We start from the raw sequence: 15621 nt of genomic DNA, 5'->3' as shown, positions 1-15621 counted from the left end.
ATATTTGTAAAAACTCACTACAGATGCAACATATAATAGATCGATTCATCAGTTATGTAACTGTTGATACAGAATCAGACCCTAACTCAACTACAACTCCAAGTACGGCTAAACAATGGGATTTGGCTAATAAATTAGTCGAAGAATTAAAAACTATCGGCTTGACAGATGTGACCATCGACGACAAATCTTATATTCAGGCTACTTTACCAAGTAATTTAGATTATGAAGTGCCTGCCATAGGTTTTGTAGCGCACTTTGATACTACTCCTGATTTTACCGGAGCCAACGTTAAACCACAAATCATAACCAATTATGATGGTGGTGATATCGTTTTAAATAAAGAAAAAAATATCGTTTTATCTCCTAATTATTTTGAAGATTTATTACAATACAAAGGGCAAACGTTAATCACGACTGATGGGACAACATTATTAGGAGCCGATGATAAAGCCGGTGTTACCGAAATTGTTACTGCAATGGAATACCTTATCAAGAATCCTCAGATTAAACACGGAACACTTAAAGTAGGTTTCACTCCTGATGAAGAAATTGGACGTGGTGCTGATTTTTTTGACGTTGAAAAATTCGGTTGCGAATGGGCGTACACTATGGATGGTAGCCAGATTGGTGAATTAGAGTATGAAAACTTTAATGCTGCCGGTGTCAAATTATCTTTTAAAGGAAAAAGTGTACATCCGGGTTATGCTAAAGGGAAGATGATTAATTCCATGCTTTTGGCTACTAAATATATCTCTAAGTTACCCAAAGAAGAGGTCCCGGAAAGAACCAAAGGGTATGAAGGTTTCTTCCATGTTGTACATTTAGACGGAAGTATTGAAGAAACAAATGTACAACTGATTATCCGTGACCATAACCGTAAAAAATTTGAAAAACGTAAAAAACTGGTACTTAAAATCGCTGCAAAATTAAATAAAAAATACGCAAAGCAATTTGGCGGAGACATTGTAAGCATTGATGTGAAAGACCAATATTACAATATGAGTGAAAAGATTGCTCCGGTTATGCATATCATCGATATTGCTGAAAAAGCCATGAAAGAATTAAACATTAAACCGCTTATCAAACCTATTAGAGGAGGAACTGACGGCTCACGCTTATCTTTTATGGGATTGCCTTGTCCTAATATTTTTGCAGGTGGACATAATTTCCATGGGAAATACGAATATGTTCCTGTAGAAAGCATGCAGAAAGCAGTAGAAGTGATTGTAAAAATTGCCGAATTAACAGCCATAAAATATAAAAAATAACCCGATAACAGAAATGCAACATCTATAACATAGTTTTAGTATGAGCGAGAAAAACCCTTGGAATAAAACCAATCAATGGGAAGAAGAACTGAATTTGGTAATTTCTATGATTGCCAAAACCGAATTGGTTGAAATGACCAAATGGGGCGGATCTGTTTATACCATTGACAATAAAAATGTGGTCGGACTTGGAGGTTTCAAATCCTATCTGGCCATATGGTTCTTTAATGGTGTTTTCTTAAAAGATGAAGCTCAGGTTTTAGTGAATGCCCAGGAAGGAGTTACCAAAGCGCTCCGCCAGTGGCGTTTCCAATCGAAGGAAGGAATTATCAAAAACGAAAAACTGATTTTACAGTACTTGCAGGAAGCCATTACCAATGAAAAAGCAGGCATTTCAAAAAAACCCGAAAAAAAAGAAGCTATTATTTCTGATTTGCTGAATCTGGAGCTTAAAAACAATACCGCTTTAGCGAGCGCTTTTGAAACTTTTTCTCCCTACAAGCAAAGAGAATTTCTGGAGTATGTAGAAAGTGCCAAACAAGAGAAAACAAAGCTCACACGGATTGAAAAGATCAAACCAATGATTCTGCAGGGAATTGGTTTAAACGATAAATACAGGTAAAAAAAATCCCGTTCTGAAGCAGAGCGGGATTTTTTTTATTCAATAATCTAAATTATTTTTTATTTACTGCAGTACTCAATTCTTGCGAAATAGAAGAACGCTCCATTTTTAGCTTTCCTGACATTGTTTCAATAACTACTGTCGTTTCAGCCAACTCGGCAATTTTACCGTGCATACCGCTTTTAGTAACTATTTTATCACCTACTTTTAGTCCCGATTCAAATTCTTTTTCTTTTTTGATTCTTGTTTGCTGTGGTCTTATCATAAAGAAATAGATAACCACGAACATTAATAGAAAAGGTAAAACACTTGATAATTGTCCCATATTTTATTTAGCTTTTGGAGTAACGTTAGCTTTAAATTTAATTATTTCGTTCCCTGCTTCAGTATTGGAAGAAAGGGTAATTGTTTTTTGTTGTGGTCCTGGTTTTCCTGTCGAGTTGAATACAATTTTAACTTGTCCGCTCTCACCGGATTTAATGGGTGTTTTTGTCCAGTCCGGAACAGTACATCCACAGCTTGCCTGTGCATTCAGTACAACCAGATCTGTTTTTCCCGTATTTTTAAATTTGAAAACATGCTCCACTTTATCTCCTTCATTAATGGTTCCGAAATCGAATTCAGTAATTTCAAATTCAATCTTAGGATAATCTTCTGATTTCAGTTTTACTTTAGCTTGAACCGGTTCACCAACACCATAATCCTGTGCTGTAACCATATTGTTCTCGTCTAATTTAATTTCAGTACTTTGGTCCTTTTCCTTGCACGAAACAGCCGAAATTAAAGCTGCAACCAAAAATAGTTTCATTACATTTTTAATCATAAATTGTATATTTTACATTAAGCCGCGGCCTACTTTATTTAATTTATTACTGGTTTCAAATTCTTTTACTAAGTTATCTAAAATTCCGTTAATAAAAATACTGCTTTTTGGTGTAGAATATTCTTTAGCAATTTCCAGATACTCATTAATAGTAACTTTAACCGGAATGGAAGGAAATTTTAAAAATTCGCATATTGCCATTTTCAAGATAATAGTATCTATTTCGGCAATACGATCTGCTTCCCAATTAGGTGTTTTATCTGCGAATTCTTTACCTAATTCTTTTTCATTCAATATTGTTTTTTTAAACAAATTGCTGACAAATTCTTTATCATCTGAATCATTATACAATTTCGGAACATAAAAATCACCATTTTCAGTGTTTTTTATCGCTTTCAATTGTTTTAAGATTAAAGTATTTACTAAAGGAACATCATCAATCCAAGTCAGTTTGTGATCTTCTAAATACTCGTATAATTTGATATTAGGAGCAATAATGTCGGTAAAAATTGCAGCAACAAAATCTCTGTCTTCTTCAAAACTTGATTCCTTATTGCTCATATAATTCTGATACATTTCACTTTCTTTAATTTCATTTAATAAAATTAAAATGTACTCATCATTAATATTCCAATTATTGATTTTACGGTTTTCCAATGCGTTTAATAATGATCTGCTCTCAGAAAGAATTCTGAAAACGGCATTATTAACAAATTTGAAGTTTGGGTTTTTCTCTTCTTTGGTGGCTAAATGCTTTTTACTTGAAATTTCGATAAAAGTTTCTTCTTTTCTTCTGATTTCAATCAATGTTGAGATCATGATAAGATACAAATCTTGTACGTTTTCAATACTCTGAAACAGGAATTTTTCTTCTTTTTCCAAATTATCAGAATGGCTTTGATGCATTGAATAAAGGGTTTGCATCACTTTTACTCGAATATGTCTTCTATTTAACACCTTTGTAAGAACTTTAAAATTAATGAAGCGAAAGAGGGATTCTTTCGCTTCACAAAAATACAATTTTATTTAGAATATTCAGGCTTTTTAGATTTTTAGGTCTTTTAGTATTCCTTAAAAATTCTTTACTTCCTAATTTTCAAGGAAATCTGACTATTTAATTGGTAAAAAAAACTTATTTCGTGTTTTCTTTCTTTCTTAAATCGATACGATTTTGAGCAATTCTGAAAGCTGCTTCATGCGTTGTTATTTTATTAGCATCAGCATAATCGAAAATTTCCAATGTAGTGTTGTAGATATTTTCTGTTTTACGCATTGACTCTGCTTTGTCATATTTCACGATTTCAGCATACACATTGATGATTCCACCGGCGTTAATCAAGAAGTCAGGAGCATAAAGAATTCCTCTATCCTGTAACATTGCACCGTGTATTTTATCGTTAGCCAACTGGTTATTGGCAGCACCTGCAATAACTTTCGCTTTTAATCTTTTGATGGTTTCATCATTAATTGTAGCTCCAAGTGCACAAGGTGCATAGATATCTACATCTGCACTGTACAAATCGTCACCAACATAAATTTTAGCGCCGTATTTGTTTCCTATTTCCTGTAAACGAACCTCGTTAATATCAGAGATAATTACCTTAGCACCTTCAGCAGTTAAATAATCTACCAAAGTTTCTCCTACATGTCCAATTCCTTGAACTAATACTTTTTTACCATCTAATGAATCAGAACCAAATTTATATTTAGCTGCTGCTTTCATTCCCATATAAACTCCATAAGCAGTTACAGGAGAAGGATTTCCCGAACCTCCGATAGATTCCGAAATACCAGTTACATGAGGTGTATATTTACGGATTAAATCCATATCTGCAGTAGTAGTACCCACATCTTCAGCAGTAATATATCTTCCGCTTAAAGAATCTACATACTGACCGAATTTAGCAATCATTTCAGGAGTTTTATCAATTTTAGAATCACCAATGATTACGGCTTTTCCCCCACCAAGATTCAAACCCGAAATAGCCGACTTATAAGTCATTCCGCGAGACAGACGTAAAACGTCATTTAACGCCTCCCATTCGTTTGTATATTTCCACATTCTGGTACCGCCTAAAGCAGGTCCTAAAACTGTGTTATGGATACCAATTATTGCTTTTAATCCAGTATCTTTGTCGTTACAAAAAACAATTTGTTCGTGATTATCAAAAGAAATTTGACCGAAAACAGGGTCAACTTTATGAAGTTCACTAGCTTTTAAAGATTCAGTAATCATAATTAGAAAAGTTTTTTAGATTTTGGCTTTTTAAAAAAGTCGGTGCAAAATTACGCTTTTAATTAAAAGTTTGCAATAATAAACCAAAATATTCACATATAATTATCAAATCAATAATTATATATATCTCAGTAAAAACAAAAAATTGTGCATTTTTATTGAATATAAACAGCTATTATATTTAATTTTATAGATAAAATGAAAGAACTTCGTTATTTAAATCCCTATTTTGCAAAATACAAATATCATTTTTTACTAGGAATAGCGACAACAATTGCAGCACAAATATTTTCACTTTACACCCCTGAACTTATCGGAAATTCTATTGCCGAGATTGAGAGATACATCAAATCAGGAGAAATCAATCCTAGTTTTGTCAAAAACCTGTTATTTGAAAATATTGTTACCATACTTATCACCACATTAATTGCCGCAATACTAACTTTTTTAATGCGTCAGACACTTATTGTTATGTCACGGCATGTGGAATATGATCTTAAAAATGAAGTTTTCAAAAAATACGAATCTTTAACGCAAAACTTTTACAAAAAAAACAGAACCGGCGATTTAATGAATCGTATCAGCGAAGATGTAGGTCGCGTAAGAATGTATGTAGGACCGGCCGTTATGTATACCATTAACACCGCCATACGATTTGCAGTAGTCATATATTATATGTGTCACACCACTCCGGAAAACCCGATAATAGGTTTAAAACTGACTCTTTTTACACTTCTCCCCTTGCCTCTTCTAGCTTATTTTATTTTCAAATTAAGCAATGAAATCAATAAAAAGAGTACCATCTTCCAACAAAATCTTTCAGCATTATCCAGTTATTCACAAGAAATTTTTTCAGGAATCAGAGTTATTAAAGCCTATAGCATAGAAAATAAAAAACAGGCAGATTTTGAAAATATTTCCATGGAAAGCAATGTAAAAAGTTTACAACTAGCCAAAGTACAGGCTTATTTTGGCCCTTTGATGCTTTTATTAATTGGAACAAGCAACCTTTTGGTTATTTTTCTGGGAGGCATGATGTATATAAACGGAAGTATTCAGAATATTGGTGTTATTGCTAAATTTGTCCTATATATCAACATGTTGGTTTGGCCAGTTGCTTCAATTGGCTGGGTATCCTCCTTGGTACAGGAAGCAGAGGCTTCACAAAAGCGTATTAATGAATTCCTGAAAATCGAACCTGAAATACAAAATCAGAATACCACTCCGATGAACTTCGAAGGAAATATTGAGTTCCATAATGTTTCTTTAACTTATGAAGATACCAATATAAAAGCATTGGATAATATCAGTTTTTCTGTCAATAAAGGAGAAACAGTGGCTATCATAGGACGAACAGGCTCCGGAAAATCGACCATCTTATCATTAATCAGCCGTTTGTACGATCCAACTTCGGGCTCAATAACTGTCGATGGAATCAAACTCACGGAGGCTAATTTGGATCGATTGCGCGACAGCATTGGCGTAGTACCCCAAGAAGCATTTTTGTTTTCGGATACTATAAAAAACAACATCAAGTTTGGAAAAGAAAATGCCACAGATGAAGAAGTAATAAATTCGGCTAAAAATGCTGCTGTACATGACAATATAATTGATTTTAAAGACCAATATGAAACTATCCTTGGAGAACGGGGTATTACACTCTCCGGCGGACAAAAACAACGCGTTTCCATAGCACGGGCTATTATTAAAAGTCCTGAAATCTTATTATTGGATGATTGTTTATCGGCTGTTGATACCGAAACTGAAGAAGCTATTTTAACCAATTTGGAAACAATTTCAAAGGATAAAACGACTTTAATTGTGAGTCACAGGGTCTCATCAGCAAAAAATGCGGATAAAATTATCATCCTTGATCAAGGGAAAATTATTCAGGAAGGCACTCATAATCAGCTAGTAAACAAAGACGGCTATTACAAAGAATTATTTTTAAAACAAATTGCAGAAAAAGAAATGCTCTAAATGTTGTTTAGTTGTATTTTTTTTTTCAATTTTGGGAAACAAACAACCCTAAATTCGATTGATAGAATGAATATGAACGAACACGACATGTTAGAAAAAGAAGAAATTTTTTCAAAGGTATTAAGAGCCGGAAGAAGAACTTATTTTTTTGATGTACGCTCAACAAAAGCGGACGACTACTACATCACTATCACTGAAAGTAAAAAATTCACTGAAGAAGATGGCTCTTTTCACTTCAAAAAGCATAAAATCTATTTGTACAAAGAAGATTTTGCTGCCTTTGCAGACATTCTTGGCGAAATGACATCTTATGTTTTAAATAATAAGGGAGAAGAAGTAATTTCCGAAAGACATCAAAAAGATTTCAAAAAAGAATACAGCTCTGAAACAACAGAAGAAACAAGAACTACTGAAAGTTTTACAGATATCGATTTTGATGATATTTAATCACTAAATCGAAATAAAACAACAAAGCCCAAAGTCGAAAGATTTTGGGCTTTTTATTTATTCTTTATAAAAAACAAAACTACCCTATCCTTAGTCCATTTGCTACCTTTTTATCGGAAGATAACAATACGATATCGTTTTCCTCTCCAACCGAACCCAGAACCAGGCATTCACTCATAAAATTACCAATCTGCTTCACCTGGAAATTAATCACTGCTACAATTTGTTTGCCTGTAAGCTCTTCTTTTTGATAACGCTTTGTGATTTGCGCTGAAGACTTTTTAATTCCTATTTCGGCTCCAAAATCGATTGTAAACTGATATGCCGGTTTCTTTGCTTTAGGGAAATCATTGACCTCGATAATGGTTCCTATCCGCATTTCTACTTTTTCAAAATCATTCCATGTAATTGCATCCATTCTTACTTATTTGTGGATACTAAAATAAAAAAATGCCTCCAATTGGAGGCATTTCTATATCAAAATCTAAGAAGATTATTTGTTTAATTCAGCATGTCTTCTTTCAATTTCTTCTTTATCTGCTTTAGGCATAGTATCAACTAATACCGGTGTTGCAATAAATAAAGAAGAATATGTTCCTACACCAATACCAACAAGCATTGCGAAGATGAATCCTCTGATTGATTCTCCACCAAAAACAAACATAATCAATAATACTAATAACATTGTTAATGAAGTATTGATTGTTCTTGATAAAGTCGTGTTAATCGAATCGTTTACAATATGATTAAAATCTCCTTTTGTTTTACCAGCAAGGAATTCTCTAATTCTGTCAAATACAATAACAGTATCATTCATTGAGTAACCGATAACTGTTAGGATTGCAGCGATAAAGTGCTGATCCATTTCCATGTGGAAAGGCATAAACTTATAGCATAATGAGTAAATACCCAATACGAAGATAACGTCATGCGCAACAGCTGCAAGAGCTCCTAAAGAATATCCTAATTTACGGAAAGAAACCACTAAGTAAAGCGCTACAACAAGCATTGCACCAATAACAGCCCAGAAAGAGTTTGTTTTGATATCTGCAGAAATAGCAGGACTAATTTTTGAAGCTTGTAAAACTCCTAATTTCTTACCTTCATAAATATTGGTAAATGAATCATACGACGGGTTTGAAGAATAATGCTTCTTAAGAACCTCATATAATTTTTGATTAACTTCTTTGTCTACTTCTACACCTTCGTCTTCGATTTTGTATTTAGTAGTGATTTTAAGTTGATCATCTGTACCGAAAACTTTAGCTTCAGCACTTCCGAAAACAGCCGCTAATTCATGTGAAATTTCAGATGCTTCAACTGTTTTTTCAAATTTAACCTGGAAAGTTCTTCCTCCAACGAAGTCAACACCTTCATCCAATCCATTTCCAAAGAAAATAGACGCAAAAGAAACGATAACTACTAATGAAGAGAAAATATAAGTTCCTTTTTTGATTTTCAAATAATCAAAGTTGAATCCTGTAAACCATGTTTTAGACCAACTGTTAGCAAACTGAAGATTAGAATTGTTTTTAACCGCTCTGTCTAAGAAGATTCTTGTAATGAAAATCGAAGTAAATAAAGAGGTAATAATACCGATTAATAGTGTCAATGCGAATCCTTTGATAGGTCCTGTTCCAAAAATATATAAGATAGAACCCGTAAGGATATGCGTTACGTTTGCATCAATGATTGAACGCATAGCTCCAGTCCAGCTAAATGATTTTTTAACTGCTTCATCCAAACTTAAACCGGCTCTTAATTCTTCTTTTGCTCTTTCATAAATAATAATGTTAGCATCCACCGCTGTACCCATTGTTAAAACGATACCTGCAATACCTGGCAATGTTAATACAAAACCAAAACTAGCCATTACACCGAAAAGGAATAATAAGTTGACTGCCAATGCAATATTAGCATACCATCCTGATTTACCATAGTAAACCAACATCCATAAAGAAACCAATAATAAACCTACGATAGAAGAATTTAAACCGCTATCAATAGCTTTTTGACCTAAAGATGGACCAACAACGTCAGACTGAACAATTTCTGCAGCAGCAGGAAGTTTACCTGCACGCAATACGTTAGCTAAATCCTTAGTTTCTTCTACTGTGAAAACTCCTGAAATTTCAGAACGTCCTCCAGCAATTGGTCCACTAGTAACACCTGGAGCCGAATAAACGATATCATCTAAAACAATAGCAATATTACTTTGCTGTGTATAGGCTTTACCAGTTAATTCTTCCCAGATTTTAGCTCCTTTACCGTTCATTTGCATTGTAACCGATGGCTTACCCATTTGGTTAAAGTCATCTTTTGCATCAATGATTACACCACCGCTTAAAGGAGGAGTATTTGTTCTATTTCCTTTGATAGCATATAATTCAACTATTTCACCCGCTTTATCGTTTGGTTTACCCCATAGCAATTTTACATCAGATAAATTACCAGGCAATAACACTTTAATATCAGCGCGTTTAAAATACTTGTTGATTACTGCAGTATCTTTAGTACTGGCATATCCTAAAACCGGACCTCCTTGTTGGTTCGGCATTAATCTTTCAAACAAAGGATCGTTTCCTTTTTTTGCTTTTGCAGAATCTTTTGATTCACCTAATAAATCATTAATTTTAGATGCTTTATCAGCACCTGTTGAGTCAGATTTAACTTCAGCAACTGGCTTTTCAGTTTTCTTCAAAGCTTCGTTAGCAGCCATCAAAAAGTTACCTACTTCTTCTACTTTGTAAGTTTCCCAAAATTCCAATTGGGCTGTACTTGAAAGTAATTTTTTAGCACGATCTACATCTTTTGCTCCAGGAAGCTCGATAAGAATACGTCCGGTGTTACCTAATTTAACAATGTTAGGCTGAGTTACACCAAATTTGTCGATACGCTCACGCAGTACTCTAAAAGCACTTTCAATAGATTCCTCAACTTTTTTATTGATTACCTTTTTAACATCTGAATCAGACATTTGGATTTTAATCTCATCAGATAAGTTTCTGTTACCAAAAACATCCGGAGAAGCTAATCTTGTGGTCCCGTTTGAAACTTCATCAAAAGCAACATAAAATGCATCAAGATAAGATTGATTTCCTTTCTGATTCTTTTTAGCATCTGCTAAAGCTTTGTTAAAGACAGGATTTGTCGTATTGTTAGCTAATTGCTTCAAAACATCTTTAACCGAAATTTGCAATATCACATTGATACCACCTTCCAAGTCAAGACCTTTGTTAATTTGCTTTGTTTTAACCTGATCATAAGTAAAATCCAAAACGAAAAGATCGAAAACTTTTTGTTTTCCAATCGAATCTAGATATTTTACTTCCTTTTCTTGGTTCCCGTTTGCAAATTGCTTTGCATCGCTCTTAACTTTGTTAGCAACAAAAGTGAAGGAAAGCTGGTAAATACTTACCACTGCAAAAATTATTGCAATAAATTTAATAAGTCCTCTATTCTGCATTCTGTGTAAAAATTAATTAATTCTTTCTTGTTTGGTTTTTTGGGTTTATTCCATAGAAATAGAACAAAACAGTTTACTCCATTTTTATAAAACGTGCAAATATATAATACTGAATACGATTAACCAATTTATTTCTTGATTAATATGAAAAAAAAGACTGCAAAAAAGCAGTCTTTTAAGATTTATTTTGAAATGATTATCCTAAAATAGTTTTCAAAGCATCGTTCATGCCTCTAACAGCATCAGCACTTTTAGCAAATAACGCTTTTTCAGCATCATTTAATTTAATATCAACGATTTCTTCAACTCCGTTTTTACCAATAATACATGGTACTCCGATGCAAATATCGTTTTGACCATATTCACCTTCCACGAATACGGAACAGGCAATCATTTTTCTTTGGTTATTTAAAATACTATCTACTAAATAAGCTACAGAAGCTCCTGGTGCATACCAAGCAGAAGTTCCTAACAAAGCAGTAAGTGTAGCACCGCCAACCATTGTATCAGCAGCAACTTTATCTAATTGCTCCTGCGTTAAAAACTGAGAAACCGGAATACCGTTATAAGAAGCCAAACGTGTTAAAGGAATCATAGTAGTATCTCCGTGACCACCTATAACCATTGCTGAAATATCGTTTGCAGGTTTGTCTAAAGCTTGTGATAAATACGTTCTGAAACGAGAACTATCCAATGCTCCACCCATTCCAATAATTCTGTTTTTAGGCAATCCTAAAGATTTGAATGCTAAATACGTCATCGTATCCATAGGATTAGAAACTATTACAAAAATTGCGTTAGGAGAATGTTGTAACAAACTTTCGGCAACAGATTTTACAATTCCTGCATTAATTCCGATTAATTCTTCACGAGTCATTCCCGGTTTTCTTGGAATACCTGAAGTAATTACAACCACATCACTATCAGCAGTTTTTGTATAATCGTTTGTAACACCTGAAACTCTTGTATTATACCCTGTGTTTGTAGCACACTGCATAATATCCAAAGCTTTTCCTTCAGCAAAACCTTCTCTGATATCTAATAATACGATTTCACTCGCAATACTTCTATAAGCAATCGCATCGGCACAAGTTGCACCTACATTTCCTGCTCCTACAATGGTAACTTTCATTTTTTAAATGTTTATTCGGTTATTTGGTTATTTTATTTGAAGCGAATCCTGCTATCCGTTGCAATCTTTTTTATCTCTGTTCTACTACCGCTTTACAAGCGAATTCGAACAGACCTAATAAAAAAGGATTTTCACTACTATCAGGGCTAAACCACATTAATTTTATGCATCGATATTTGCGTAAACCGCATTTTTCTCTATAAATTCTCTACGAGGCGGTACTTCATCTCCCATCAGCATAGAGAAAACCCTGTCAGCTTCGGCTAAACTGTCAATATTTACCTGACGAAGTGTTCTGAAATCAGGATTCAACGTAGTATCCCATAATTGTTCAGCATTCATTTCTCCAAGACCTTTATAGCGTTGAATTGCTGCTCCGCCACCCATTTTTTCATTAGCCAAGTCACGTTGTGCTTCTGTCCAGCAATATTCTTTTTTAGTTCCTTTTTTAACAAGGTATAATGGTGGTGTAGCGATATAAACGTGTCCTTCTTCGATTAATTCTTTCATAAAACGGAAGAAGAAAGTTAATATTAAGGTAGAAATATGACTACCGTCAATATCCGCATCACACATGATGACTACTTTGTGGTAACGTAATTTCTCAAGATTCAATGCTTTAGTATCTTCTGCAGTTCCGATGGTTACACCAAGAGCCGTGAAGATATTCCTGATCTCTTCGTTTTCAAAAACTTTGTGATGCATGGCTTTTTCAACGTTCAAAATCTTACCACGCAATGGTAAAATAGCTTGAAATGCACGATCACGTCCTTGTTTTGCAGTTCCACCTGCCGAATCTCCCTCGACAAGGAATACTTCACATTTTGTAGGATCTTGCTCAGAACAATCTGATAATTTTCCAGGTAATCCACCACCGCCCATTACTGTTTTACGCTGCACCATTTCACGTGCTTTTTTCGCAGCGTGACGAGCCTGTGCAGCTAAAATTACTTTCTGAACAATGATTTTAGCATCGTTAGGATTTTCTTCAAGGTAATTTTCAAGCATTTCGGCAACAGCCTGAGATACCGGAGAAACTACTTCCCTATTTCCTAGTTTGGTTTTGGTCTGTCCTTCAAATTGCGGCTCTGAAACTTTAACCGAAATAATCGCAGTTAATCCTTCACGGAAGTCATCACCAGCAATTTCAAATTTTAATTTATCAAGCAAACCTGAAGCATCTGCATACTTTTTTAACGTACGGGTTAATCCCATACGGAATCCCTGCAAATGCGTTCCTCCTTCGTGAGTGTTGATATTATTTACGTAAGAAAATATATTTTCAGAGTAACTGGTATTGTAAATTAAAGCCACTTCTACAGGAACTTCACCTTTTTCATTTTCCATGCTGATAACATGCGCAATGATCGGCTCTCTGTTTCCATCAAGAAACTTAACGAATTCTTTCAATCCTTCTTTTGAATGAAAAGTTTCTACCGGCTGGCTTCCGTCATCGGCTAAATTACGTTTGTCTGTCAGGGTAATCGTAATTCCTTTATTCAAAAACGAAAGCTCACGCAAACGCCCTGCTAATGTATCGTATGAATATTCTAATGTCTGCTGAAAAATAGTCCCATCAGGCTTGAAAGTAACTATTGTACCTCTTTTGTCTGTAGTTCCTATCTGCTTAACAGGATACATGGCTTTTCCCTTTTCGTATTCTTGTTCGTAGATTTTTCCATCTCTGTGAACTGTAGCACGCAAGTGGTCAGAAAGTGCATTAACACAAGATACCCCAACTCCATGAAGACCTCCGGAAACTTTATAAGAATCTTTATCGAATTTACCTCCGGCTCCAATTTTAGTCATTACAACCTCAAGAGCGGAAACACCTTCTTTTTTGTGCATATCGACTGGGATACCACGACCATTATCTTCAACAGTGATTGAGTTATCTTCGTTGATAGCCACATGAATTGTATCGCAATGTCCTGCTAACGCCTCATCGATTGAGTTATCGACAACTTCATAAACCAAATGATGTAAACCTCTAGTACCAGTATCTCCAATATACATGGATGGACGCATTCTTACGTGCTCCATTCCTTCCAGCGCCTGAATACTATCTGCGGAATAATTATTCTTTTTTACTTCTTCGCTCATATAATCTTATCGTAAATGTATTATTTTGTATAACACGCAAATATATAAAAATGAAGCTTCTTTTGTTAGAATAATACCCCAAATTACCTTGAAGTTATTAACATTTTATGAATAGTTTTCAATAAAAAACGGGACGGAACCGAGGTGTTTTTTAAAATGATATAGAGTTCTTTCATTATACAGAAAAAAAACGATTACAGAAGGTGTTTTTCGATTACAGAAGCGAAATGAATTTTCACAGAAGTGAAATAGGCAATTACAGAAGGAAATATTCGATTACAGAAGCGAAATGAATTTTAACAGAAGTGCAATAGGTAATCACAGAAAGAAATATTCGGTTACAGAAGCGAAATGAATTTTCACAGAAGTGCAATAGGTAATCACAGAAAGAAAAATTCGGTTACAGAAGCATAATAGATCATTACATCAAAGGCACAAGAAATACCGAAAAGTGCGCTTCTTTACTTTTTTCTTGATAAAAAAGTAACAAAAAATCAAGTCTTAAATCCTCGGCGGTCAGATACGTCTCGCTTCCTAAAAGAAATGAACTCGCTTCGCTCAAACAGCATTTCTTTTTACGGAAACTTCGGCTTTCTGACACTCGCCTGCGGATTTTAGGACGATGGTGCTTCGAAGGAAGTTTTACTGTTAGTTACAGATGCGAAATGAATTTTCACAGAAGTGCAATAGGCAATTACAGAAGCATAATAGATCATTACATCAAAGGCACAAGAAATACCGAAAAATGCGCTTCTTTACTTTTTTCTTGATAAAAAAGTAACAAAAAAATCAAGTCTTAAATCCTCGGCGGTCAGATACGTCTCGCTTCCTAAAAGAAATGAACTCGCTTCGCTCAAACAGCATTTCTTTTTACGGAAACTTCGGCTTTCTGACACTCGCCTGCGGATTTTAGGACGATGGTGCTTCGAAGGAAGTTTTACTGTTAGTTACAGATGCGAAATGTATTTTCACAGAAGTGCAATAGGTAATCACAGAAAGAAATATTCGGTTACAGAAGCGAAATGTATTTTCACAGAAGTGTAATAGGCAATCACAGAAAGAAATATTCGGTTACAGAAGCGAAATGAATTTTCACAGAAGTGAAATAGGCAATTACAGAAGGAAATATTCGGTTACAGAAGCGAAATGAATTTTCACAGAAGTGCAATAGGCAATTACAGAAAGAAATATTCGGTTACAGAAGCGAAATGAATTTTCACAGAAGTGCAATAGGTAATCACAGAAAGAAATATTCGGTTACAGAAGCGAAATGAACTTTCACAGAAGTGCAATAGGCAATTACAGAAGGAAAAATTTAATTACAGAAGCGAAATGAATTTTCACAGAAGTGCAATAGGCAATTACAGAAGGAAATATTCGGTTACAGAAGCGAAATGAATTTTCACAGAAGTGAAATAGGTAATCACAGAAAGAAAAATTCGGTTACAGAAGCATAATAGATCATTACATCAAAGGCACAAGAAATACCGAAAAGTGCGCTTCTTTACTTTTTTCTTGATAAAAAAGTAACAAAAAATCAA

At 34.4% G+C, this 15621-nt stretch carries 12 protein-coding genes; 4 read left to right on the top strand and 8 right to left on the bottom strand.

The genetic code is table 11. From position 1 onward, the window contains the following. The first annotated feature begins 23 nt into the window (after positions 1-23). Together pepT and ACRDEC_RS01085 are read left to right on the top strand one after the other, a co-directional pair. On the top strand, positions 24-1271 hold the full coding sequence (gene pepT / locus ACRDEC_RS01090) for a peptidase T (RefSeq protein WP_431496486.1): 1248 nt from the start codon (positions 24-26) through the stop codon (positions 1269-1271). A gap of 40 nt (positions 1272-1311) precedes the next feature. Next, the gene (locus ACRDEC_RS01085; protein ID WP_431496485.1) at positions 1312-1893 is read left to right on the top strand and encodes a YdeI/OmpD-associated family protein; all 582 of its coding nucleotides are present in this window, start codon (positions 1312-1314) and stop codon (positions 1891-1893) included. 52 nt (positions 1894-1945) lie between these two features. Here the strand turns inward: ACRDEC_RS01085 and yajC are convergent, their stop codons facing one another. The 4 genes from yajC to ACRDEC_RS01065 form a co-directional block, all read right to left on the bottom strand. Beyond that, positions 1946-2218: a preprotein translocase subunit YajC gene (yajC, locus tag ACRDEC_RS01080; protein WP_431496484.1), complete on the bottom strand. Its 273-nt coding sequence runs from the start codon at positions 2216-2218 to the stop codon at positions 1946-1948. 3 nt (positions 2219-2221) lie between these two features. Next, positions 2222-2716: a DUF1573 domain-containing protein gene (locus ACRDEC_RS01075; protein WP_431496483.1), complete on the bottom strand. Its 495-nt coding sequence runs from the start codon at positions 2714-2716 to the stop codon at positions 2222-2224. A 12-nt stretch (positions 2717-2728) separates the two neighbouring features. After that, positions 2729-3640: a transcription antitermination factor NusB gene (gene nusB / locus ACRDEC_RS01070; protein ID WP_431496482.1), complete on the bottom strand. Its 912-nt coding sequence runs from the start codon at positions 3638-3640 to the stop codon at positions 2729-2731. A 208-nt stretch (positions 3641-3848) separates the two neighbouring features. Continuing rightward, on the bottom strand, positions 3849-4952 hold the full coding sequence (locus ACRDEC_RS01065) for a Glu/Leu/Phe/Val family dehydrogenase (protein ID WP_431496481.1): 1104 nt from the start codon (positions 4950-4952) through the stop codon (positions 3849-3851). Positions 4953-5150: 198 nt separating this feature from the next. On the opposite strand from ACRDEC_RS01065, the gene ACRDEC_RS01060 reads away from it, so the two are divergent. Both ACRDEC_RS01060 and ACRDEC_RS01055 read left to right on the top strand, forming a co-directional pair. After that, entirely contained in the window at positions 5151-6932 is a 1782-nt protein-coding gene (locus ACRDEC_RS01060; protein WP_431496480.1) for an ABC transporter ATP-binding protein, read from the top strand. Between the two features lie 72 nt (positions 6933-7004). Beyond that, a complete protein-coding gene (locus tag ACRDEC_RS01055) occupies positions 7005-7379 on the top strand; it encodes a PUR family DNA/RNA-binding protein (protein ID WP_431496542.1) in 375 nt (124 codons plus the stop codon). A gap of 79 nt (positions 7380-7458) precedes the next feature. Here ACRDEC_RS01055 and ACRDEC_RS01050 read toward each other — a convergent pair whose 3' ends face one another. The 4 genes from ACRDEC_RS01050 to gyrB all read right to left on the bottom strand — a co-directional run bounded on the left by ACRDEC_RS01050 (position 7459) and on the right by gyrB (position 14080). Next, complete coding sequence (locus ACRDEC_RS01050) at positions 7459-7797, bottom strand: tRNA-binding protein (RefSeq protein ID WP_431496479.1); 339 nt, start codon at positions 7795-7797, stop codon at positions 7459-7461. A 75-nt stretch (positions 7798-7872) separates the two neighbouring features. Continuing rightward, positions 7873-10845 carry a protein translocase subunit SecDF gene (gene secDF, locus ACRDEC_RS01045; RefSeq protein WP_431496478.1) on the bottom strand — a complete coding sequence of 991 codons (2973 nt, stop codon included), beginning with the start codon at positions 10843-10845 and terminating at the stop codon, positions 7873-7875. 196 nt (positions 10846-11041) lie between these two features. After that, positions 11042-11977: a malate dehydrogenase gene (gene mdh, locus ACRDEC_RS01040; protein WP_431496477.1), complete on the bottom strand. Its 936-nt coding sequence runs from the start codon at positions 11975-11977 to the stop codon at positions 11042-11044. 162 nt (positions 11978-12139) lie between these two features. Continuing rightward, positions 12140-14080: a DNA topoisomerase (ATP-hydrolyzing) subunit B gene (gyrB, locus tag ACRDEC_RS01035; RefSeq protein WP_431496476.1), complete on the bottom strand. Its 1941-nt coding sequence runs from the start codon at positions 14078-14080 to the stop codon at positions 12140-12142. Positions 14081-15621: the final 1541 nt, after the last annotated feature.

The organism is Flavobacterium sp., assembly GCF_050696275.1.
Taxonomy (GTDB): domain Bacteria; phylum Bacteroidota; class Bacteroidia; order Flavobacteriales; family Flavobacteriaceae; genus Flavobacterium.
Note: the sequence above shows the minus strand (reverse complement) of the source record. Positions and strands in the feature narration are given on the sequence as shown.